This is a genomic window from Kribbella sp. NPDC055071, from assembly GCF_053608045.1.
This window is the reverse complement of sequence record NZ_JBSGUS010000007.1, coordinates 284,918-305,907: the sequence shown is the minus strand read 5'-3', so window position 1 is coordinate 305,907 and position 20,990 is coordinate 284,918. Positions and strand designations below refer to the sequence as shown.

The window sequence follows — 20,990 nt, the reverse complement described above, 5'->3', positions numbered from 1 at the left end:
AACCCAACTAACCCAAGCCTTCCTCACCACCCGCACCCAGCCTCAGTAGGCCGGTTAGCTCGTGAGGAGGTCGCGGGGGTCGGGGGATGGGGGGCGGGTGAGGGTCCAGTCGTTGAAGTGTTGGTCGAAGCGATACCAGAGGTGGTCGGGGCCCAGGCGTAGTTGGGTTTTGCCGGCGGTGACTCGGTTGGAGTGGGTGGTGGCGCCGGGGAGGGCTTCGAGGGCCTCGGCCAGGGATCGGGGGTCGACGTCGGTGGGTTCGTCGACTGTGGCTGCTAGGCCGCCGGCGCCTGCCTCGCGCCAGGCGACGGCCCAGCTGGTGAGTTGGCGGGCGGGAACTCCGGCTCGATGCGCGAGGTCGGCGAGGTCCGTCGTACCGAGGGCTAATGCCGCTCGGCGGGCGAGGTCTTGTTGGAACGGCAGGCTCAGACCACCGTCGCCGTCGCCGGATGCGAACTCCCAGGCTCGCTGGGCCGCATCCGTTGCCAGGGCGACAAGATCGCGTACGTCGACGCCCGAGGAGCGTGGTGGATCGAGCACCCGCACCGCAGCGGGCGTGCCAGGGGAACCGAGCGGCCGAGGTGGGACAGGCACCACAGCCGCGTCTCGACTGAACGCTGCCTTGGCGGGCATGCCGGCGGGCGGGGGAGTGCGAACCGGGGTAGTCGGATCTGGAGCCGATCGGCGTGAACGCAACGCGGACAAGAGCTCGTCCTTGCGGCGGCCGCGCAGAAGCAGCAGCGAGAACGGATCGTCATCGAGGGCGTCTGCGATCAGATAGCAAACGGCCGCGGAGTGCTTGCACGGTACGGCGAAGTCCGGGCAGCTGCAGTTGGTCAGCACCTCACCCGCTCCAGGCAACAGATCCAGCCCCGCCGCCTGCACGTCGTCGACGACCTCGGGCGGCAGCTCACCGTCGAGCAACGCGGCGACACGGCCGATCTGAGCCGAGACCACATCTAGCACGGCGTCCCACTCGGCGGCCGAGAACGGACTGATCCGGACAGTCACCTGGTACGGCGTGACGCGGCTGCCCTGCACGACTGCCTCGACCTGCCCCGGGGTGACCGTCAGCTCGAGCACACTGCCACGACGCGCGTACGAGCGTCCTCGTGACAGCCGACCTGGATCCAGCCGAGCCCGCTGCTCCAACGCCTCCAGCCACGCCCGCCCCCACCACGTCGCCCCGAACGTCCGCCGGCTCCCCGCCCCCTTGGCCGCCGGCAACCCGGCATCCTCCTCACCACGCCGCCGCCACCCCTGCCAAGCCCCTCGCTCGCCGCCCGCCGCATACTCCCGATCGCCATCAGACCCCTGTCGCCACTCCAAGCTCCCCGCAGCGCGACTGGTCGGTTGAGCATCGTCTTTACTCATCGGTCTCACCGGCCAGCGCGACGCGTCCGACGGTGGATGGGTTGTGCGGACCGGCGGCGCCGGCGCGCAGTGGAGTGGTCGAGAGCTCGACCAGCTCGGTCAGCTCGGTGTCCGACAGCTCGCTCAGCCACGCCTCGCCCGACCCCACCACGGCATCCGCGAGATCGCGTTTGGCCGCGATCACGGTCGAGATCCGGTCTTCCAGCGTGTTCTCGGTGACGAGCCGATGCACCTGCACCGGCCGGTCCTGGCCGATCCGATAAGCGCGGTCGGTCGCCTGATCCTCGACCGCCGGATTCCACCACCGGTCGTAGTGCACGACATGGGTCGCCCGCGTCAACGTCAGCCCGACCCCGCCGGCCTTCAACGACAACAAGAACACCTGAGCCGCACCGTCCTGGAACTGTGAGACCAACTCCTCCCGCTTCCGCACCCCGATCCCACCGTGCAGGAACAACGTCTTGACCTGCCGCGCCGCCAGGTGTGACTCGATCAGGCGGCACATCTCGACGTACTGACTGAAGATCAGCACCGACTCGCCCTCGGCCAGGATCACGTCGAGCAGCTCGTCCAGCGCCGCGAGCTTGCCGGACCGTCGCTCCAACGGCCCAGGCTCGTGCAGGAACTGCGCGGGATGGTTGCACACCTGCTTCAACTGCGTCAGCAGGCTGAGCACCAATCCACGCCGCGCGATCCCCTCGGCCGCCTCGATCTTCGCCAGCGTCTCCTTCGCCACGGCTTGATACAGCGTCGCCTGCTCGGTGGTCAGCGGTACGACGAGATCCTGCTCGGTCTTCGGCGGCAACTCCGGCGCGATCCCGGGATCGCTCTTCTTCCGCCGCAACAGGAACGGCCGCGTCACCCGCGCAAGCCGAGCCGTCGCATCCTCGTCGTGATACCGCTCGACCGGTACGGCGACGTCGTGCCGGAACCGCTCCAGCGTCCCCAGCAACCCCGGTGCCGCCCAGTCCAGGATCGACCACAACTCCGACAACCGGTTCTCCACCGGCGTCCCGGTCAGCGCGATCCTGGTTGCCGACGGCAACGTCCTCAACGAGCGCGCCGTTCGTGACAACGGGTTCTTCGCGTGCTGCGCCTCGTCCGCGACCGTAAGCCCCCAGAACACCTCGCCGAGGACCCGATGGTCCTGCCGCACCACGCCGTACGTCGTGAGCACGACCTCACCCGGAACCAGATCGCTCAAGCTCCGACCGGCACCGTGATACCGCCGCGTCGGCACCTCGGGCGCGAACCGGGCGAACTCCCGCTCCCACGTCCCCAGCAGCGTCGAAGGGCAGACCACCAACGTCGGCCCGCGCCCACGCCCGAGCAACTGAAGGTGCAACGCGATGACCTGGATCGTCTTCCCCAGACCCATGTCGTCGGCCAAACACCCGCCCAGCCCGAGATCGGCAAGCTGCGTCATCCACGCCACCCCACGCCGCTGGTAGTCGCGCAACGTCGCCTGCAACCCAGCCGGCTCCACGAACGGCGCGGGCTCATCGGCCGCCCGCAGCCGCGCCAGCATCGACGCCAATGATCCATCGGCATCGAACGCGACGAGCTCACCATCGACCTCGATGCTCCCGGTCAATGCGGCACCGAGCGCCTCGGCTCCAGTCAGCTTCCGGGTCTCACCACGACGCAGCTTCCGGGCAAGATCGTGATCGATCCGAACCCACCGGCCACGCATCCGGATCATCGGCCGCTTCGCCTCGGCCAGCGCAGCGACCTCTTGCTCGGTCAACTCCTGCCCATCCAACGTCGGCCGCCATCGGAACGCGACCAGGTCCGTCAGGCTGAAGTCCGGCCCGGTCACCGCGCCCGGCGCCGGTGTGGCGACCGTCCCACGCACCGCGAGCTCACCGGCAAAGAGCTCGGTCGGCCACAGCACTTCGATCCCGGCGCCCTCCAAGGCCGTGCTGTCCTCGACCAGCTCCTCCAACGCCGTGTCGTCGACCTCGACGTCCGACGGAGCCGCGTCCCGCAACGCGGCACCCAACGGCGGCCAGACCCGCGCCCCACGCCGCAAGGCCAGCAGGAGATCCGTCTCGGCCCGCTCCCCAAGAGCAGCCAGCACAGCGGCCGGCGCACTCCACACGTCCGACACATCGACCAGCAAGCTCGGATCTACGCCACTCCGCAACTGCAGGACAGCCCGGAAGTCCTCAACCTCCTCGGAGGGCGGCTCGATCCGCAGCACCAGCCGCGCCCCGGCCTCCTCACTCAGGGCGGTCTCCTCCAACCACCCTGAAGGCCCAGTCACCGCCACCGGATCAACGCCAGCGAACGCCGAAGCACCGGGACGTACGGCGACCGCGGCGGCCGACGTCCGCACGAGAGTGTCGGCCATCGCGTCCCAGAACGCTCGCACCAGTTGCTCCGGATCGACGAGTCGCACCGGCCGCGTCCCCTCGATCGGCAACGCATGTCCGTACGCCGGCATTGCTGCCGCCAGACTCCGCAACCAGCCGTGGTCCAGCGGATCAAGGGGCGCGACTCGCCAAGCGCCGTACCCGCTCGGACTTTGATCCGGGACGAGCCGACCCCGCCCGATCAATCCGATCCCTGCCAGCGCGGCCGCCCGCCACGCCTCCCAGCTCCGCGAGCCCTCGACGCTCAGCCGGGACAGCACCTCGTCGATCCGCAACAGCTTGGCGGGCACTGTGGTCCGTCGGACCGCGGAACCCTTGGGCAGCACGAGATCCACCGTCCCGTCAGCGACCTCACCGGCCGCCGCGAGATCGCCGTACAACGCCAATCGCCCCGCACGCGGCGGGTCGGCGGGGACGAAGACGGCGTCGAACATGCCCAGAAGATTACGCCGGGCCACCGACAACTCTCCGCGGATCACCCGAGTTGACCTCAACCAATGTCGAGGTTGCACCCTGGGAAGTACACACGAGTATTCGAGGAGCAGATATGCGTGCAGCAGTAGTCACCGAGTTCGGCGGCCCGGAGGTCATCCAGACCCAGGAATGGCCGGATCCGGTGCCGGCCGCCGGTCAGGTTCTGGTCGAGGTCGCCGTCGCGGATGTGATCTTCGTCGAGACGACGATCCGGCGCGGAGTCTACGGCCAGTACTTCGACGTGAAGACGCCTTATGTGCCCGGCAACTCACTGGGTGGACGGGTGCGTGCGGTCGGTGCCGGTGTATCAGAGGATTGGCTCGGCAAGACCGTCGTCGGCCGCTCGCTGGGCTTCGGAGCGCACGCCGAGCTTGCTCTGACCGGCACCGACCTCGTCGAGGTCTCCGGCGACCTCGAGACCGCGGTCGCGGTCTTCGGCGACGGCTTCACCACACTGATGCTCGAGGAGCTCGCTCCGCCGATGCAGGGCCAGGAGGTCCTGATCACCGCGTCGGCCGGTGGCATGGGCCTGCTGCTGATCCAGTTGGCGCACAAGGCCGGCGCGCACGTGATCGCGGCGGCTCGTGGACAGGCGAAGCTCGAACTCAGTAAGGCCCAGGGCGCCGACGTAGTCGTCGACTACAGCGAGGCAGGCTGGGAGAAGCTGGTGCTAGAGGCAACGAGCGGCACCGGCATCGACATCGGCTTCGAAGGCGCCGGCGGCGAGCTCGGCGCGACGGCGTTCACGCTGGTGAAGGACGGCGGCTGGTTCTCGGCTCACGGCTCGCCCAGTGGCGGTTTCGCGGCGTACGACGAAGCCGAGGCCGAGCGCCGTGGGATCACCGTGAAGACCATCATGGACCTCCGCGCCGACAGCACCACGACAACCGTCACCGGAGCCGATGTGATCGCCAGAGCCGCAGCGGGCGACCTGGTCCCGGTCATCGACCAGGTCTACGACCTCGACCACGTGGCTGACGCCCACCGGGCGCTGGAGGACCGCACTCTCCGCGGCAAGGCCCTGATCCGGGTCAGATAGCGCCGATCTCCAGGCCATCACAATCTGCCGGTCCGACGGAGGTCAGGCGGGGCGCCCGCGGCGAACGAGGATTGTGATGGGCTGGAGATCCGCTAGTCCCCGACGGGTTGGTCGGAGTGGTCGGTAAGACCGGGCGGGGTGGGACGCGCGGCGACGATGCGGTTGCGCCCATCCCGCTTTGCGGTCAGCAGTGCGTCGTCGGCCGCCAGAATCAGCTGGTCCATGGTCGTCGCGACATCTGGATACACAGCAGCGCCGAACGACGCCGGGACGCCAGTGATCACCGCATTGCGCAGGTCCGACCTACCAACCGCGACGCTGAGGTTGCACAGCCGGTCCCGGATCCGCTCGGCGATCTCCAGCACCTCTGTCTCGGCCGCACCGGGCAGGAGCACCGCCAACTCGTCTCCACCGACCCGTGCGACCAGATCGCCCTGCCTGACCTCCGCCCGGATGGTTTCGGCCACCGCACGCAGCGCCTGATCACCGGCCGGGTGCCCGTACGTGTCGTTGATCTCCTTGAACTTGTCCAGGTCGAGCATCAACAGACCGACCGAGCTACGCAGCGTCTGAGCGCGCGCAAGCTCAGCCGGCACCGCGTTGGCCCAGTACGACGGAGTCGCGAGACCGGTCTTGGCATCGGTCGCGGCGGCACGCTGGTACTGCGGGAGCAGCAGATCGCGATGCAGCGCGAACACCGTCACCATCAGCACCGGGACGACCCAGGGGTACGACGTCTGCATCGCAGCGATCGCGATACCGAGACCCAGCCCCGCGCACACGACCAACTGGTCGGACAGCTCACCGAGCGCGTCCTTCGCAGTCGCCTCCGGGCTGGAGAGCATGATCGCGCCGATCACCAGCGCGTAGTTGACCAGCCACCAGGTCGCGGCCGCAGCCAGCACCACCAAGAGCGACCAGAAACCGGTCGGGACCCGTGGGGCGTCGACCAGACCGCCTCCGCGCAGCACCGCAGCAGCCGCGGCGCTGGCAAGGACGTACGTCGACATCGAGAACACCTTGCGGTGGGCGACGGTCCGGCCGTACACGCGGAGCCAGGAGTACACGTACGACAATGCGATCAGCGGGATGACCAGTGAGAGCGGCAGTAGCAGCAGGGCGGCGAAGATCCACAGGCACTTCAGGTTCGTGTGCGGCGAAGTATTCGCCGCCATCTCGCGTCGGCGCTCGATCCCGCGGGCAGACTCCAGATGCAGGGTTGATGTGGCGGCCAGCACGGCGAACGCCACCCACTCGGAGTGACTGACTCCGGAATTCGGGCCGAACACCGTCGAACGGATCGCGAGAGTGGTTATCGTGACCGCGATCAAATCAATCGCGAGCACATATCCCAAGGCAGCCCTCGGTAACGACCAGAGCTTCCATTGCCGGGGTGGCACCCAGCTGCTCCGACCGATCAGAATCATCATGAGCCTCACACAGTCGATCTGAGCGGTTATGCGTTCATCGTAACGGCCTGTTCACTTCAGGTCACCCCTGTGTCCGGGTTATTCCACCAGATGGTCAGCACCAAGAAGGGTCGAAAATCATGCACAAGACAGTGCGCGTCACCGGCGGCGGCAACGACTGGTTCACCGGGGGCAACGACTGGTTCCACGGGGGGAACGACTGGTTCACGGGCGGTAACGACGGGTACACGTCGGGTGGGAACGACTGGTTCAGCGGGGGGAACGACTGGTTCGCACCGGGCGCCGGCAAGGGCGGTAACGACTGGTGACGAAAGGTAAATCTTTACGTCATTCTTACATTCCGCGAAACTCTGTCAGGGGCTAAACCCCAGGCCCGGAGAATTTACCTTACCGTGATTTAGCGGATTCGGTCCAAATCGGCGGGCGCATGCGCCGACAGCGCCCGCCGAGCCCGCCTCGGAATGAGTCCGCACCGGCCATTGCTGCGGTCGCGGGATCGACGTCCGAATGCCAGCAGATCGACGTCCGGACGCCGGGACTTCGGCGTCGATGGCCGGTGGCGGATCAGTGTCACGCTTGGGCGCCGGACGGCGGCCTACGCTTCCACGCGTCGGAGGGCCGGTCGACACAATCCGTGGTGGCGCATCTCCCGGCAGTCACCAAAAGTGTTCCATCGCACCGTGAGGGCAGTGGTTCAAGGGTTTGTTTGCGGCGCATCAGTGCCAAATCACGCCAGATCGGGGGACCCGAGTGGGATGTCCTTGGATGAACGTTCTACTCTGGAGGTCTCCGGTAGCGGGGTCTGGGCGGGGCGGCCCCGACCCTGCTACCGGAGCTCTTCTTTGTCCGGGCCGTGAAGCACCACTCAGCTAGGGCCCGCGCGACAGAAACTGTCGGTGGCGGACGGTAGCGTTCTCAGTGCCAGGGGCGGCTCCTGGACGTGCTTCCTTCTCCTTCACCAGGCCAAGTAGCGCGTCCGCTCTCCGCCCCTGGTGCCTCATCAGAGCGCCCACTGGGGAGACGCACCATGCCGGAGCCGGAGACGCACTCGACGCGAGCTGCACACGCCGCAGCGCAGGCCGCAGTGCTGCTGCGTCGCCGGCGCCTGGTCGACGCCTCGACGCTGACCCCGCCGGTCCGACGTTCCGCCTGGCAATGGCTGCGTCGGCCGCTCACCATCCAGGCCGGGCTGTCCGCGTTGCAGGCCGACCTGATCCAGCGCGGCCTTCTGTTGTCCGTTGCCCTCTACCGCCACTGCTCGGCGCTGTCCGCACCGGCGCTGGCCGGCTTCGGCACCGCATTGCTCGACCTGTTGGACGCCGAGTCCGGTCATGACACCGAGCACACGCCGCTGTTCCGTGGCTTCCCCGAGACCGTTCCGGGCAACACGGAGACCTTCTATGTCAATCGTGTGTTCGCGCGGCTCCTGCAGGAGCCCCAGCAGCCCTGCGTGCTGTGCGGCGATACGAAGTCGGTGCATGCGGTCTCTCCGTGCGCGCACCTGGTCTGCCGGACCTGTTGGGACGGATCGGACCTGAGCGCCTGCCCACTCTGCCTGCGTCGGATCGACCCGAAGGACCCGTTCCTCCGGCCATCGTCCGACGAAACGCAGCCGACCCACGTCCGCTCCGACCGCCTCCGCCTGCTCGACCTCGCGGCCCCCGACGCTGTCCGTCAAACGGTCAACGCCTTGCTGGTACGGCGTTCTCCGCTCGCTGCCGTGGATCGCGCCGACCTGCGCGTGCTGCTCGCCGATGCCGACCCGTCCTGGCTGCCCGACGACATCCCGGTCCGCGAGACACGTGCACTCGTCCTCGCGCATTTCCTCGATGTCGTCCCCGAGCTGATCGAGCGAGCCGGCACTGCGACCGATGTCCTCCGGTTGCTCTACGCGTTGATGGACGCCGATCCCGGGCTGCGTACTCCACCGGTCCGGCGGAAGTCGTTGCCTCGGGCAACTCGCCGGCTGATCCTGCAGCGACTCGATCGGCTGTCGGCCGAGCGGCTCGTCGAGGACATGCTCCGGCACGAGCGCGCGTGGAAGCGGATGGCCGAGAGCCTGCATCCGTTCGAGTTCGCGACCCGGTATCGCGTGGCCGCGCTGGCGTTCGCGATCCTGCGGCGTACCGAGCTGGAGCTGGGGACCGCGGCTGGGCGCGCGATCGCGGGCGAGGCGGCGCAGAATCCCTTTGTCCGCTGGGAGAACGGGCGCTTGGCGACAAGCACCTTCGCGTCGCGGGTCGAGGGTGCGTTCGCGGACGGGAGTCCCGGGCATGCACTCGATCTGCTGCGGGACCGGCCGGGCGAGTTGCTGCGGCGGCTCATGCAGCTCGCCCGTGCGCTGCCGGCAGATCAGCATGGTGCGTTGGTCGGCGCGTTGACGACCGCGGTCTCGGACGTGTCCCCGGCGGTGATCACGGCCGCGCTCGGTCAGGTTCGGACGCCGCCCGGCGACCTGCGGCTGTTCTTCCCCCGGGGTGGGACGGCGCGGATCTGGACGACGGTGGATGACCGTGAGCCCTTACCGACGGAGCTCGCGGTCGCGTTGTCCGGCGTACTGGTCGGTGAAATGTTGCGTCGGGCAACGGATCTGCCGCGGTGGCACCGGGCGTTCCTCGACGAAGAGCTGACTCGACTGGCCGCTCCGGCGTCGGAGCGAGGCTCGTCGTCGACGTTGCGGCGGTTGACCCGGGGGAGCGCGCTGCCGATTCCGTCGGACGAGTTGCTGCGGCTGTTCTTGCACTGGGTCGAGCCGGCCGGTCGTCGCGTCGATCTCGATCTGTCGGTCGCGGTGTTCGACGAGGAGTGGGATTTCGTCGGACTGTGCGACTACACCCGACTGCGCTTCGACCAGGACGCGTTGGTGCACTCCGGCGATCTGACCTCCGCGCCGGCACCCGGCGGCTCGACGGAGTTCGTCGACCTCGACCTGCGTGCGCTACGCCGCGTCGGCGGTCGCTACGTGCTGCCGGTGGTCTTCAGCTACAACAATGTGCCGTTCGAGGACCTCGAGCGCGGGTTCGTCGGAGTGATGCGGACGCCGACCGACCTGTTCGACCCGGCCGCGATCGAGGAGCGGTTCGACCTGAGCGGACCGGCGAAGATCCTGCTGCCCTTCGGCGTCGATCTCTTCACCAAGGAGCTGCGCTGGTACGACGTCAACCTCAGCGCTGCCGGATACGGCCACAACGTCGCGCGGTACGGCGGTCACCTGGCGCTGATGGCCGCGACCCTGGAGGAAGTGCACGGCGCCGGGGACCGGGTGAGCCTGTGGGAGGTCTGCTGCTGGCATGCGGCCGCCCGCACCGACGAGATCGCCGTACGGTGTGCTGATGGTTCGGTGGTCGGCTACTTGCGCGATCCGGCCGAGGACGTGGCGACGTTCGCGCGGCGGCTGACGGCCCGGCTCGAGCCGGATCGGGTCTGGGACGAAGACGCTGCGACTCGATCGGATTTCGTCGCGGTGCTGACCGGCGACATCTCTGCGCGGACCGGCGCGGAGATCTACGCGTTGCACCCGCATCTGCTCGACCACGCGAGCCACCGGCTGATCGACGCGTCGCACCTGCTTGCGGTCCTGGCGCCGGACTCCCGTGCCCACGCGCCCGCGCCTCTGCCCAGCTGAGCCGCCCGATCCCACCACCCGCGCGGTCGGGCGAGTCTGGCAGGAACCTGAGAAGAGTTTGACATTTCCGTGTCGGTGGCGGGGCGCGTCCTTCGGTGTGGTCCAGGGCAGGAGTACAACGGATAGTGACTGCGAAGGGAGCCACGAATGACGTACGACGTGGTTGTGCTCATCGAGCGGGAGATGAGCGAGGGCGACGCGCGCCGCGTTGCCGCCCTGCATGCAAGGCTCGAAGAACGGGTGAACTACCACCTCCTGGTCTCCACTCATCCGGAGAGCGGTTTCGGTGGCCCAATGGCATTACTGGGTTCGACATTCGCGGATGTGGCCGGCACGACCGGCTCTGCTGCGGTGATCGGCTCCGCGACCGCCCCGTCCGCGCGCTACGTCCCGGCTCAGCCGGCGGCAACGGCGGTCGCGACGCTCGCGGACCCAGCCGTCGACCTGGCGAGCGTGATCGAGCACAGCTCGCGCCGCCTCCGTGCCGCGAGTGGGTATCCGGCCAATGTCTCGATCACCCACGGCGAGGTGCTGCTTGCGCTGATGTCGCTGGTGAAGAGCACGCAGGGACAGGAGGTCGTGGTGGTCGCGTGGCCGCAGACCGCGGCCCAGTTCCTCTGCTCCGACTGGATCACGAAGGCGCGCAAGGTCCTGAAGGTCCCGCGCGTCCGGATCCTCGAACACGACACCTGAGGTCCAGTTCCGGACGGCAGGACGTAGCAGTCATCGCGAGCGGGCGGGCTCCGCGGTGACGGCGCGCACCGCCACTACTTCCTGTCGTTCGGAATCGGTCGTCACTCGTCGATGAGGGCGCGCAGCGTCTCTCGTTCCGCCGCAGGCACGTAGCCGGCGTAGTAGTCGTACATGTTCTGCCGGGCGATCCGAGCGGCCGCATGGCCGCGGCCGGCGCGGACCGCTTCGACGACCTCGGCGTGATGCTGCAGGGACTCGAGCATCAGCGCCCGGCTGTTCGGCGCGTGCGTGATCTTGTCCGAGATCAGGCCCAGTACGACGCCGCGGACGACCTCGTTGCAGGTCTGGATCAACGAGTTGCGGCTGATCCGTGCGATCACGTCGTGGAAGGCCAGGTCCGCCTCGCTGAACGCCGCGAAGTCGACGTCGATCGCGGCCCGCATGGCGACCAGCGTCTCTTCCATCTCCGCCAGCTGCTCGGGGGTCCGCAGCCGGGACGCGACCTGGATCGCGGCGCCGTCCATGATCATCCGGAAGCCGATCAGCTCGGACAGCGTGAGTTCGTCCACCCGCGCGAGCCGAACCAATTGCTTGCGCAGCGCGGTCTGCGAGAACGGCAGGATCTCCGGGCCGTTCGGATCACCGGGCCGGGACCGGACGACTCCGTTGCTCTCCAGCACCCGCAGCGCCTCGCGCACCGTGGACCGGCTGACGGCGAACTGCGTCACCAGCTCCCGCTCGCTCGGCAGTCGCTGACCCGGCGCCAGATCACCCCGGAACAACGCGTCCTCGACCTGTTCCACGATCCGCTGGTACGCGCGGACGGGCTGCACCGGCTGAAACTTCGGAGCCTTTGTCATCCGGTACACCCCAATCGCCTTGACACAGCCGTGTGGTGCGACAAACCTAGTGCCCCACTGATACCTAGTCCACTGGTCTGACCAGTCACAGCTGAACGGCGAAGTCCGTCGTACGGCGTGGCCGGTGCCGGGCCGCCGGACCGGGTTCGTCAGAATGCGGCGACAGCTCGAGGCACTGGAGGAGTTCGTGAAGTCCCCTCGCATCAAGATCTCGCCGCCTACCCGCGCGGTCGCCCTGGCCGCTGCCGCGCTGCTCGCGCTGGCAGCCTGCTCAGCCGGTTCCAGTACGTCGTCGGGCAGCTCGCCGGGAGGTGATCAGCCGCTGTCGATCGGCCTGGTCGCCGAGCCCGCCAGCCTCGACTTCACCACCACCGACGGCGCCGCGATCCCGCAGGTGCTGCTCGGCAACGTGTACGAGACGCTGGTCAAGCAGGACGACTCCGGCAAGATCGTGCCGTCCTTGGCGAAGTCGTGGACCGTCTCGCCGGACCGCAAGACCTACACGTTCGACCTGGTCGACACCGCGAAGTTCACCAACGACAAGCCGTTCACCGCGGCCGACGCGGTGTTCAGCATCAACCGGGTCAAGACCGCCTGGACGATCTCGCTCAAGGGCGCGATGGACGTCGTCACCGCGTCGAAGGCGCTGTCACCGACGCAGCTGCAGGTGACGTTGGGCAAGCCGAGCAACGACTGGCTGTTCCGGATGACGACGCGGATCGGGGCGATGTTCTCCGAGACCGGCGTGAGCGCGCTCGCGACCGATCCGATCGGCACCGGGCCGTACAAGTTCTCGAAGTGGAACCGCGGCGACTCGATCGTGATGGTCCGCAACGACAACTACTGGGGCAGCAAGCCGTCGTTCCAGCAGATCACGCTGAAGTACTTCAAGGACCCGACAGCGTTGAACAACGCGCTGCTCACCGGCACGATCAACGTGATCGGCACGGTCCAGGCGCCCGAGGCGCTCAGCCAGTTCACCGGCAACGACAAGTACCAGGTGATCGAGGGCACCACGAACGGCGAGGTGTTGCTGTCGTTCAACAACTCACGGCCGATCTTCTCCGACCTCCGCACCCGGCAGGGGATTCGGGCGGCGATCGACCACAAGGCCTTGCTGGACACGTGTTTCGCCGGTCGCGGCAAGCTGATCGGCAGCATGGTCCCGCCGACCGACCCGTGGTACGAGGATCTCACCGGGGTCGCGCCGTACGACCTGACCAAGGCGAAGTCGTTGCTGCAGGCATCCGGTGCGGCCGGTAAGACGCTCCGGTTGCGGCTGCCGACGTTGCCGTACGCAACGTCCTGCGGTCAGGTGGTGAAGAGCCAGCTGGAGCAGGCCGGGCTGAAGGTGCAGATCGACCAGCTCGAGTTCCCGGCGGCGTGGCTGACCACGGTCTTCAAGAACGCCGACTACGACATGTCGATCGTCGCGCATGTCGAGCCGCGGGACCTGGGTGCGGTGTTCAACGCGAAGTACTACACCCGGTACAACGATCCGACCCTGCAGGGCTACCTGGCCGCGGCGGATACGGGTGACGAGGCCGGCCAGATCGACAACATGAAGAAGGCGGCGCGGCGGTTGTCCGAGCAGGCGGCGGGCGACTGGTTGTTCCTCCTGCCGAACCTGATCGTCGCCGACAAGAACATCAAGGGCCTGCCGCAGAACGCGATCACCGAGAGCTTCGATCTGTCGAAGTTGTCGAGGTGAGCTGAGTGGTCGTCCGCCTGATCGAGCGCACCGGGGTGTTCTTGGTCAGCCTCGCGGTGAGCTCGGTGCTGGTGTTCGCGTTCATGGCTGTGCTGCCTGGCGATCCCGCCCGGGTCGCGCTGGGCGTGAACGCGTCGGACGAGGCGGTGGCCGAGCTGCGGCGGCAGTTCGGCCTCGACCGGCCGTTGGTGACGCAGTACTTCGACTGGCTCGGCGGACTACTTCGCGGCGACCTCGGGACGTCGTACGTGTCGAAGGTGGCGATCGGCCCGCAGGTGTTCGACCGGCTGCAGGTGACGCTGTGGCTGGTCGTCGCCGGCATGGTGATCGCGCTGCTGGTCGCGGTACCGGCCGGGACGGTGATGGCGGCGCGACACCGCAAGGTCTCCGGGCTGGTGTTGTCGGCGCTGTCTCAGCTCGGCGTTGCGGTGCCTGCGTTTCTGGCCGGGATCCTGCTGATCATGCTGTTCGCGGTGAAGCTCGGTTGGTTGCCTGCGAACGGGTGGACGCCGCCGGCGCAGGACCCGGGGATGTTCCTCAAGCAACTGATCTTGCCCGCGCTGTCGCTCGGGTTGGTGCAGGGCGCGGTGCTGACCCGGTACGTGCGCAGCGCCGTCCTGGATGTGCTGCGGGAGGACTACCTGCGCACGGCGCGGGCGAAGGGGTTGCGGCCCTTTCAGGCCTTGTGGCGACATGGTTTGCGCAATGCCGCCGTGCCAGTGGTGACTGTGCTTGGTCTGCAGCTCGCAACGTTGCTGATCGGTGCCGTGGTCGTCGAGCGGGTCTTCGTGATCCCGGGACTCGGCAGCCTGTTGCTGGACGGGGTGTCGAACCGCGACCTGCTGCTGGTGCAGGACGTGGTGATGGTGCTCGTCATCGCCGTACTGCTGGTCAACTTCGTCGTCGACCTGCTGTACGTCGCTCTCGACCCGCGCCTGCGGACGGGGGTCTCTTGATGCGAAGATTGAACCCGAGCCTGGTTGCGGGTGGGGTGATTGTCGGGATCATCGTGCTGATGGCGCTGGTTTCGTTCGTCTGGACGCCGTACGACGCAACCCTCGTGAACCCAGCTGGTCGACTGGCGCATCCGTCCTGGGCTCACTGGTTCGGGACGGACAAGTTCGGGCGTGACGTGCTGAGCCAGATCATGGTTGGGTCGCGGACCACCTTGTTCGTCGGGGTGGTCGCGGTGGGGGTTGCTGCGGTGATCGGCGTACCGCTGGGGATTCTGGCGGCGATGACGCGGCGGTGGGCTTCGGAACTGGTGATGCGGGGCAACGATCTGTTGCTGGCGTTTCCGGCGTTGCTGTTGGCCATCATGTTCGGTGCGGTCTTCGGGGCCAGCACCTTGACGGCGATGGTTGCCATTGGCATCGCTTCGGTGCCGAGCTTCGCGCGGGTGATCCGGAGTGGGGCGCTGCAGGTGATGCGGACCGAGTACGTGCTGGCGGCTCGGGCGGCCGGACGTCAGCCGTGGCCGATCGCCGTACGGCATGTGCTGCCGAATGTGACCAGCCTGATCACCGTGCAGGCGTCGGTGTCGTTTGCGATTGCGGTCCTGGCCGAGGCAGCGCTGTCGTTCCTGGGGTACGGGACGCCGCCGCCGACGCCGTCGTGGGGACGGATGCTGCAGGAGAGCCAGGAGTTCCTGTTCAGCGCGCCACGGCTCGCGGTCTTCCCGGGGGTCGCGATCGCGATCGCCGTACTGGGGTTCAATCTCTTGGGTGACGGCCTGCGCGACCGGTTCGATCCGAAGCTGGAGGACCGGCGATGAGCGACGTACTCACCGTGCAGGGGTTGAACGTCGCCGTGCGCGACACCGCTCTGGTCTCCGATGTCGATCTGACGGTGGGGCCGGGGGAGCGGGTCGGGCTGATCGGTGAGTCCGGATCGGGTAAGTCGCTCACCGCGTTGAGCATTCTCGGGTTGCTCCCCGAGGACGTGATCGCTTCCGGATCGGTTCGGCTCACCGGTGTCGACCATGAGCTGATCGGTGCGGACGAGCGGCGGATGTCGCGGGTGCGCGGGCTGCAGATCTCGATGGTCTTCCAGGAACCGATGACCGCGCTCAACCCGACCATGCGGATCGGCGACCAGCTCGCTGAGGCCATGCTCATCCACCACACCCGACCGGGTCGTCGTGCCGCGCGCGCCGCCGCGACCGAGCTTCTGGAGCTCGTCCAACTCCCGATCGACACCCTGCGCACCTATCCGCATCAGCTCTCTGGGGGCCAACGGCAACGAGTAGTGCTGGCGCTTGCCTTGGCCAACGATCCCGCGCTGCTGATCTGCGACGAGCCGACCACCGCGTTGGACGTGACCGTGCAGGCTCTCGTCCTGGACCTCATCCTTCGCGGTGTCGTCGCCCGATCGTCCGCGCTGCTCTTCATCACCCACGACCTTGCCGTGGTCGCCACCGTCTGCGAACGCGTCCTGGTCATGTACGGCGGCCGCGTCGTCGAGTCCGGCCCGGTTGGTGAGGTCTTCACGCGTCCCCGTCACCGCTACACCGAGGGGCTCCTGGCCGCCTCGGATCTGGAGACCGCCGACCGCCGCCTCCCGACCATCCCTGGCAACGTGCCCCCAGCCGGGCAGTTTCCTTCGGGCTGCGTCTTCCGGACTCGCTGCGCGCAGGCGACCGACATCTGCGCCACCCAGCCTCCTTGGACCGGCACGCCGACGGACGGATTCGCCTGCCACCACCCTGCCTCCGTTGGGGATGCTCATGTCTGAGACGGCCATTCAGGTGGTTGACGTTGTGCGCGACTATCCCCGGCCGCGGACGTCGTTGCTGCGACCGGCGCCCGTCGTCCATGCCTTGCGTGGTGTGAGTCTCGAGGTCAAACCAGGCGAGCGCTTCGGCATCGTCGGCGAGTCGGGCTGCGGCAAGTCGACGCTGCTGCGGATCATCGCGGCCTTGGACCGCGCGACCTCGGGGAACGTCGTTGTCGAAGGCACCGACATCACCCGCCTCCCGGAGCGCCGGCTGCGGTTCCTCCGCGAGAACCTTCAGCTCGTCTTCCAGGATCCGATGAGCTCCCTCGACCCGCGCATGCGAGTCCGCGACATCATCGCCGAACCTCTCGTCGTCCAAGGGCATCCGGCCTCCGGCGAGCGGGTTCGCGAGCTACTCGACGCCGTCGGCCTGTCCGCCGACGCGGGAGACCGCTACCCGCACCAGTTCTCCGGTGGGCAACGTCAGCGGATCTCGATCGCCCGAGCGCTGGCTCCTCGCCCGCGGATCCTGATCGCGGATGAGCCGGTGAGCGCACTCGACGTTTCGGTCCGCGCTCAGGTACTCAACCTGATCTCGGACCTCGTGGACGAACTCAACCTCACCCTCGTCTTCGTCTCTCATGACCTGTCCGTCGTGAAGCACGTCTGCGACCGCGTCGCCGTGATGCATGCCGGCCAGATCGTCGAGACCGGCATCACCGGTGACGTGTACGCCGCGCCCCAGCACCCCTACACCCAACGCCTCGTGTCGGCGATCCCGACCCTGCAGCGTGCGTTGTCCGGGGCAACGACTTCCGACCTGCTCACGACGAAGGGGGAACCCGGATGAAGTTTCCCGCCGGGTTGCCGATCGGTGCGTCCTGGGTCGAGACACCCACGACCGCTGCGGTCCTCTTCCCGTACGACGGATCCACGGTGGCAGACGCGCCCGTGGGAACCGTTGAGCTGGCCCATCAGGCCGTGGAGAACGCGGCTGCGGTCCGCGAGTCCGTCGGCCGGCTCTCGTCGTACGTGCGCCGGAAAGTCTTGCAGAGCGTGCATTCCGCGGTCTCGGCGTCGCGGGATGCCTTTGTCGACCTCTTGGTATTGGAGACCGGCAAGCCGCTGATCGATTGCCGCGTCGAGCTCGAACGGACTCTGCTCACGCTCGAAACCTCGGCTGAGGAAGTCGCGCGGCTGCATGGCGAGACCGTGCCGCTCGACCTGCTGCCGAATGGAGAGGGTCTGCTCGGTTTCTGGGTCCGGAAGCCGATCGGGGTCGTCGTGGGAATCACCGGCTTCAACTATCCGCTTCTGCTCGCGGCGCACAAGCTCGCTCCGGCCGTTGCTGCTGGGTGTCCGATCATCATCAAGCCCGCTCCGCAGACTCCGCTCGCGACGCTGTGGCTGGTTCATATCATCCGCTCTGCGCTGCTCGAAGCTGGGGCGCCGGAGAGCGCGGTCCAATTGGTCACCGGGGGAGTCGACGTCGGGTCGGCCCTCACCACCGACAGCCGGATCGGCGCTGTGTCTTTCACGGGCTCTGCTGCTGTGGGTCACCAGATCGCGCGGGATGCGGCGCCGACCAAGGTCCTACTCGAGCTTGGCTCCAACTCTGCCTTGGTCGTCGCGGACGACGCCGACCTCGACGCGGCCGCGGACGCGATCATCCGCGGCGGGTACTACGCGTCCGGGCAGGCCTGCATCTCCGTCCAACGGGTCATCGCGGTCGAGTCCGTTCGTCCCGTCCTGCTGGAGAAGCTCAGCGCCCGGCTTCCTGAGGTCATCGTCGGCGACCCGCGCGATCCCGCGACCCGCGTGTCCGCCCTCATCGACGCTGGGTCGACTGCCCGCGTCCGCGCGTGGGTCGCCTCGGCGGTCGACGCGGGAGCCGCGATCGCCTACGCCGCTGCGGGTGAGGTGTTGGGGCCGACCGTGCTGACCGACGTACCGTCCGGGCAGCTTGCGTGGGACGAGGAGATCTTCGGGCCGGTCATCGCCGTACGGTCGGCGCCGGACATCGATGCCGCTCTTCGGACGGTCAATGAGACCCGCTATGGCTTGCAGGCAAGCGTGTTCACGTCCTCGCTCGACACCGCGTTCGCCGCGATCGATCGGCTCGAGGTCGGGGGAGTGGTGATCAATGAGGTCCCGGGGTTCCGCTCCGACGTCATGCCGTACGGCGGCGTGAAGGACTCCGGCATCGGCCGGGAAGGACCACGGTTCGCGATCGAAGAGCTCACCACGACCCGGATGGCCATCATCCGCCCCCGCCCATGACATCGCCCACCCGACCGCCGTCCACCACCCGACCGCCGCCGGTCGCCCAAGCCTCGTCCACCACCCGACGCCGTCTACTGCCCGACTTTGTGCACGGGATCCGCGCCGCGCGCGCCGCAGGATGCGGATCTGGTGCACAAAGTCGAGAGAGGTGAGCTCACATGACCAACTACGCGGATCTCTTCCGGCTTGACGGGAAGCATGTGGTGGTGATCGGTGCGGGCAGCGGGATCGGTCGGGAGAGCGCGCTCGCGCTGGCGGCTCAGGGGGCGCGTGTGACGTGTGCGGACCGGGATCTGCCGGCAGCGGCGGAGACCGTGACACATGGGTCGGGCGGGCTCACGGCGTACGCGCTGGATGTGCTGGATGATGCGGCGATTGTTGCGGCCGTTGAGGAGCTTGGGCCGGTTGATGTGTTGGTGTTCACGGCCGCGACCAACGTGCGGAAACGGATTGTCGACTACAGCCTGGACGAGTTCGATCGGGTGGTGGCGCTGAATCTGCGGGCGTCGTTCCAGCTGATTCGTGCCTTTGGCAAGGAGATGGCCGACCGGGGGAGCGGGAGCATCATCGGGTTCAGTTCTATCCGCGGTACGACGGTCGAGCCTGGGCAATCGGTGTATGCGGCAACCAAAGCCGGCCTCGTCCAACTCCTTCGGACGGCGGCCGCCGAGCTTGGGCCATCCGGCGTACGCGCCAATGCGATCGCTCCGGGCGTCGTCGAGACCCCGCTGACCGCGCAAATCAAGGCGGATCAGAGCTGGTACGACGCGTACGCACAAAAGGGTGCTCTGGGTCGCTGGGCGCAACCGAGCGAACTCGCGGGCGCAGTCGTCTACCTCGCCTCCGACGCCTCCAGCTTCGTCACCGGCAGCGTCCTCGCCGTGGACGGCGGCTGGACCGCGGTCGATGGTCGCTTCAACCCACCCACCTGACGGGAGCCTCCATGAGCCTGGCTGATCTCACCGCGACCGAGCTGCTCGAGCAGTACCGCGAGCGCTCGATCTCACCCGTCGAGGTGATCGAGGAGGTGCTCGCGCGCGTTGAGGAGTTCGAGCCACGGATCTGCGCGACGTATGCGTTGGACCCTGAGGGCGCCCGGGCTGCGGCGCTGGAGTCGGAGGGGCGGTGGCGTGACGGCGTGGCCGGGCCGTTGGACGGCGTACCTGCGACTGTGAAGGAGAACATCGCCACCCGCGGCACTCCTGTCCCGCAAGGGACGGCGGCGACCGAGTTGATCCCCGCCGCTGACGATGCTCCGGCGGCCGCTCGACTTCGCGCGGCGGGGGCGGTGATCTTCAGTAAAACAACGATGCCTGAGTACGGGATGCTCTCGTCCGGCGTCTCCACCTTTCACAAACTGACCCGCAACCCGTGGGATCTGTCGAAGACGGCCGGCGGGTCCAGCGCAGGCGCTGCGGCGGCTGCGGCAGCGGGCTACGGACCGATCCACCTTGGCACCGACATCGGCGGTTCGATCCGCCTGCCCGCCGGGTGGTGCGGCCTGATCGGCCTCAAACCAACCCACGGCCGAGTCGCGGTCGGCAACCCGTACCCGGGCCGAGCGATCGGCCCACTGACCCGTACGGCGGCCGACGCCGCGCTCACGCTGTCCGTCATCTCCGGCTACGACCCACGCGACTACACCTCCCTGCCGGCTTCCACCGATCACTTTGAGCTGAGCGTGGACGGACTGCGCGTGGCGTTGCTGCTCGATGCCGGCGTCGGCTTGCCGGTCGATCCCGAGGTATCCGCGGCCGTCGCCACGGCAGCCGCCGTACTCGAGAAAGCCGGCGCCCGGATCGAGCCGATCCCGCCGATCATCACCCGCGAAATGCTCGACGGCCTGGACCGCTTCTGGCGAATCCGCTCCGCCACCGACATCGCCGCCCTCCCCGAGAACCGCCGCGCCAAGGTCCTCCCACAAATCCGCTCGTGGGTCTCCTCGGCCGGCTCGCTGTCCGGCTCAGACGTCTTCCACGGCTATACGCAAATGTCCGCCATGGCCCAAGCAGTCACACAGGTGTTCACGACGTACGACGTCATCCTCTCGCCGGTCGCCCCCATCACCGCCTTCCCCGCCGAACTCGCCTATCCCACCGACGACCCCGCCCGCCCGTTCGAACACATCCCCTTCACTGTCCCCTACAACATGTCCCACCACCCCGCCACCACAGTGAACGTCGGCTGGTCGACATCAGGCCTCCCCATCGGCGCCCAACTCGCCGTACCCCACCACCAAGACCTAACCGCCCTGGCCCTGGCCGCTCACCTGGAAACCCAACACCCCTGGCCCACCTAGCCAGCCACCGCCTCAAGCTTCAACGCAGCCTCGAGAACAATCGCAGGACGATGCCGTCGGTCACGCCAGGAACAGGCACCTGCCTGGCGCGGTATGAACATCAGTTGGGTGG

Annotated in this window: 16 protein-coding genes; 12 read left to right on the top strand and 4 right to left on the bottom strand. The window is 67.8% G+C overall.

What is annotated here, in order from left to right:
* Window positions 1–54: 54 nt before the first annotated feature.
* Together ACWF4Z_RS14965 and ACWF4Z_RS14960 are read right to left on the bottom strand one after the other, a co-directional pair.
* The gene (locus ACWF4Z_RS14965; protein WP_452243587.1) at window positions 55–1,374 is read right to left on the bottom strand and encodes an SWIM zinc finger family protein; all 1,320 of its coding nucleotides are present in this window, start codon (window positions 1,372–1,374) and stop codon (window positions 55–57) included.
* Window positions 1,367–4,183 carry a DEAD/DEAH box helicase gene (locus tag ACWF4Z_RS14960; RefSeq protein WP_452243586.1) on the bottom strand — a complete coding sequence of 939 codons (2,817 nt, stop codon included), beginning with the start codon at window positions 4,181–4,183 and terminating at the stop codon, window positions 1,367–1,369. The genes ACWF4Z_RS14965 and ACWF4Z_RS14960 overlap by 8 nt, the downstream gene beginning before the upstream one ends.
* Window positions 4,184–4,296: 113 nt before the next feature.
* On the opposite strand from ACWF4Z_RS14960, the gene ACWF4Z_RS14955 reads away from it, so the two are divergent.
* Window positions 4,297–5,262, top strand: coding sequence for a zinc-binding dehydrogenase (locus ACWF4Z_RS14955; RefSeq protein WP_452243585.1), 966 nt, complete (start codon window positions 4,297–4,299; stop codon window positions 5,260–5,262).
* Window positions 5,263–5,354: 92 nt separating this feature from the next.
* Here the strand turns inward: ACWF4Z_RS14955 and ACWF4Z_RS14950 are convergent, their stop codons facing one another.
* Window positions 5,355–6,608 (bottom strand): diguanylate cyclase, encoded by a 1,254-nt coding sequence (locus ACWF4Z_RS14950; protein WP_452243584.1) that lies wholly within the window; start codon window positions 6,606–6,608, stop codon window positions 5,355–5,357.
* Between the two features lie 203 nt (window positions 6,609–6,811).
* Here ACWF4Z_RS14950 and ACWF4Z_RS14945 point away from each other — a divergent pair, with 203 nt between their 5' ends.
* The 3 genes from ACWF4Z_RS14945 (at window position 6,812) to ACWF4Z_RS14935 (ending at window position 11,010) form a co-directional block, all read left to right on the top strand.
* On the top strand, window positions 6,812–7,000 hold the full coding sequence (locus tag ACWF4Z_RS14945) for a DEAD/DEAH box helicase (protein ID WP_452243583.1): 189 nt from the start codon (window positions 6,812–6,814) through the stop codon (window positions 6,998–7,000).
* 719 nt (window positions 7,001–7,719) lie between these two features.
* Window positions 7,720–10,317, top strand: a complete 2,598-nt coding sequence (locus ACWF4Z_RS14940) for an MXAN_6230/SCO0854 family RING domain-containing protein (protein ID WP_452243582.1) — start codon at window positions 7,720–7,722, stop codon at window positions 10,315–10,317.
* A gap of 147 nt (window positions 10,318–10,464) precedes the next feature.
* Complete coding sequence (locus ACWF4Z_RS14935; protein ID WP_452243581.1) at window positions 10,465–11,010, top strand: hypothetical protein; 546 nt, start codon at window positions 10,465–10,467, stop codon at window positions 11,008–11,010.
* A gap of 101 nt (window positions 11,011–11,111) precedes the next feature.
* On the opposite strand, the gene ACWF4Z_RS14930 is transcribed toward ACWF4Z_RS14935, so the two are convergent.
* On the bottom strand, window positions 11,112–11,870 hold the full coding sequence (locus ACWF4Z_RS14930) for a FadR/GntR family transcriptional regulator (RefSeq protein ID WP_452243580.1): 759 nt from the start codon (window positions 11,868–11,870) through the stop codon (window positions 11,112–11,114).
* A gap of 154 nt (window positions 11,871–12,024) precedes the next feature.
* Here ACWF4Z_RS14930 and ACWF4Z_RS14925 point away from each other — a divergent pair, with 154 nt between their 5' ends.
* The 8 genes from ACWF4Z_RS14925 to ACWF4Z_RS14890 all read left to right on the top strand — a co-directional run bounded on the left by ACWF4Z_RS14925 (window position 12,025) and on the right by ACWF4Z_RS14890 (window position 20,878).
* Window positions 12,025–13,581, top strand: a complete 1,557-nt coding sequence (locus tag ACWF4Z_RS14925; RefSeq protein WP_452243579.1) for an ABC transporter substrate-binding protein — start codon at window positions 12,025–12,027, stop codon at window positions 13,579–13,581.
* A gap of 5 nt (window positions 13,582–13,586) precedes the next feature.
* Window positions 13,587–14,537 carry an ABC transporter permease gene (locus tag ACWF4Z_RS14920; RefSeq protein WP_452243578.1) on the top strand — a complete coding sequence of 317 codons (951 nt, stop codon included), beginning with the start codon at window positions 13,587–13,589 and terminating at the stop codon, window positions 14,535–14,537.
* Window positions 14,537–15,355, top strand: coding sequence for an ABC transporter permease (locus ACWF4Z_RS14915; RefSeq protein ID WP_452243577.1), 819 nt, complete (start codon window positions 14,537–14,539; stop codon window positions 15,353–15,355). Before ACWF4Z_RS14920 ends, ACWF4Z_RS14915 begins: the two co-directional genes overlap by 1 nt.
* Window positions 15,352–16,314: an ABC transporter ATP-binding protein gene (locus ACWF4Z_RS14910; protein WP_452243576.1), complete on the top strand. Its 963-nt coding sequence runs from the start codon at window positions 15,352–15,354 to the stop codon at window positions 16,312–16,314. The genes ACWF4Z_RS14915 and ACWF4Z_RS14910 overlap by 4 nt, the downstream gene beginning before the upstream one ends.
* Window positions 16,307–17,146: an ATP-binding cassette domain-containing protein gene (locus ACWF4Z_RS14905; protein WP_452243575.1), complete on the top strand. Its 840-nt coding sequence runs from the start codon at window positions 16,307–16,309 to the stop codon at window positions 17,144–17,146. The genes ACWF4Z_RS14910 and ACWF4Z_RS14905 overlap by 8 nt, the downstream gene beginning before the upstream one ends.
* Window positions 17,143–18,576, top strand: coding sequence for an aldehyde dehydrogenase family protein (locus tag ACWF4Z_RS14900; protein WP_452243574.1), 1,434 nt, complete (start codon window positions 17,143–17,145; stop codon window positions 18,574–18,576). The genes ACWF4Z_RS14905 and ACWF4Z_RS14900 overlap by 4 nt, the downstream gene beginning before the upstream one ends.
* Before the next feature lie 161 nt (window positions 18,577–18,737).
* On the top strand, window positions 18,738–19,511 hold the full coding sequence (locus tag ACWF4Z_RS14895) for an SDR family NAD(P)-dependent oxidoreductase (protein ID WP_452243573.1): 774 nt from the start codon (window positions 18,738–18,740) through the stop codon (window positions 19,509–19,511).
* 11 nt (window positions 19,512–19,522) lie between these two features.
* A complete protein-coding gene (locus ACWF4Z_RS14890; RefSeq protein WP_452243572.1) occupies window positions 19,523–20,878 on the top strand; it encodes an amidase in 1,356 nt (451 codons plus the stop codon).
* The last annotated feature ends 112 nt before the right edge of the window (window positions 20,879–20,990 follow it).

Coding starts and splice junctions, on each gene's coding strand:
- ACWF4Z_RS14965 (WP_452243587.1), bottom strand. CDS start 1,374: ATGAGTAAAGACGATGCTCAACCGACCAGTCGCGCTGCGGGGAGCTTG.
- ACWF4Z_RS14960 (WP_452243586.1), bottom strand. CDS start 4,183: ATGTTCGACGCCGTCTTCGTCCCCGCCGACCCGCCGCGTGCGGGGCGA.
- ACWF4Z_RS14955 (WP_452243585.1), top strand. CDS start 4,297: ATGCGTGCAGCAGTAGTCACCGAGTTCGGCGGCCCGGAGGTCATCCAG.
- ACWF4Z_RS14945 (WP_452243583.1), top strand. CDS start 6,812: ATGCACAAGACAGTGCGCGTCACCGGCGGCGGCAACGACTGGTTCACC.
- ACWF4Z_RS14940 (WP_452243582.1), top strand. CDS start 7,720: ATGCCGGAGCCGGAGACGCACTCGACGCGAGCTGCACACGCCGCAGCG.
- ACWF4Z_RS14935 (WP_452243581.1), top strand. CDS start 10,465: ATGACGTACGACGTGGTTGTGCTCATCGAGCGGGAGATGAGCGAGGGC.
- ACWF4Z_RS14930 (WP_452243580.1), bottom strand. CDS start 11,870: ATGACAAAGGCTCCGAAGTTTCAGCCGGTGCAGCCCGTCCGCGCGTAC.
- ACWF4Z_RS14925 (WP_452243579.1), top strand. CDS start 12,025: ATGCGGCGACAGCTCGAGGCACTGGAGGAGTTCGTGAAGTCCCCTCGC.
- ACWF4Z_RS14915 (WP_452243577.1), top strand. CDS start 14,537: ATGCGAAGATTGAACCCGAGCCTGGTTGCGGGTGGGGTGATTGTCGGG.
- ACWF4Z_RS14910 (WP_452243576.1), top strand. CDS start 15,352: ATGAGCGACGTACTCACCGTGCAGGGGTTGAACGTCGCCGTGCGCGAC.
- ACWF4Z_RS14905 (WP_452243575.1), top strand. CDS start 16,307: ATGTCTGAGACGGCCATTCAGGTGGTTGACGTTGTGCGCGACTATCCC.
- ACWF4Z_RS14900 (WP_452243574.1), top strand. CDS start 17,143: ATGAAGTTTCCCGCCGGGTTGCCGATCGGTGCGTCCTGGGTCGAGACA.
- ACWF4Z_RS14895 (WP_452243573.1), top strand. CDS start 18,738: ATGACCAACTACGCGGATCTCTTCCGGCTTGACGGGAAGCATGTGGTG.
- ACWF4Z_RS14890 (WP_452243572.1), top strand. CDS start 19,523: ATGAGCCTGGCTGATCTCACCGCGACCGAGCTGCTCGAGCAGTACCGC.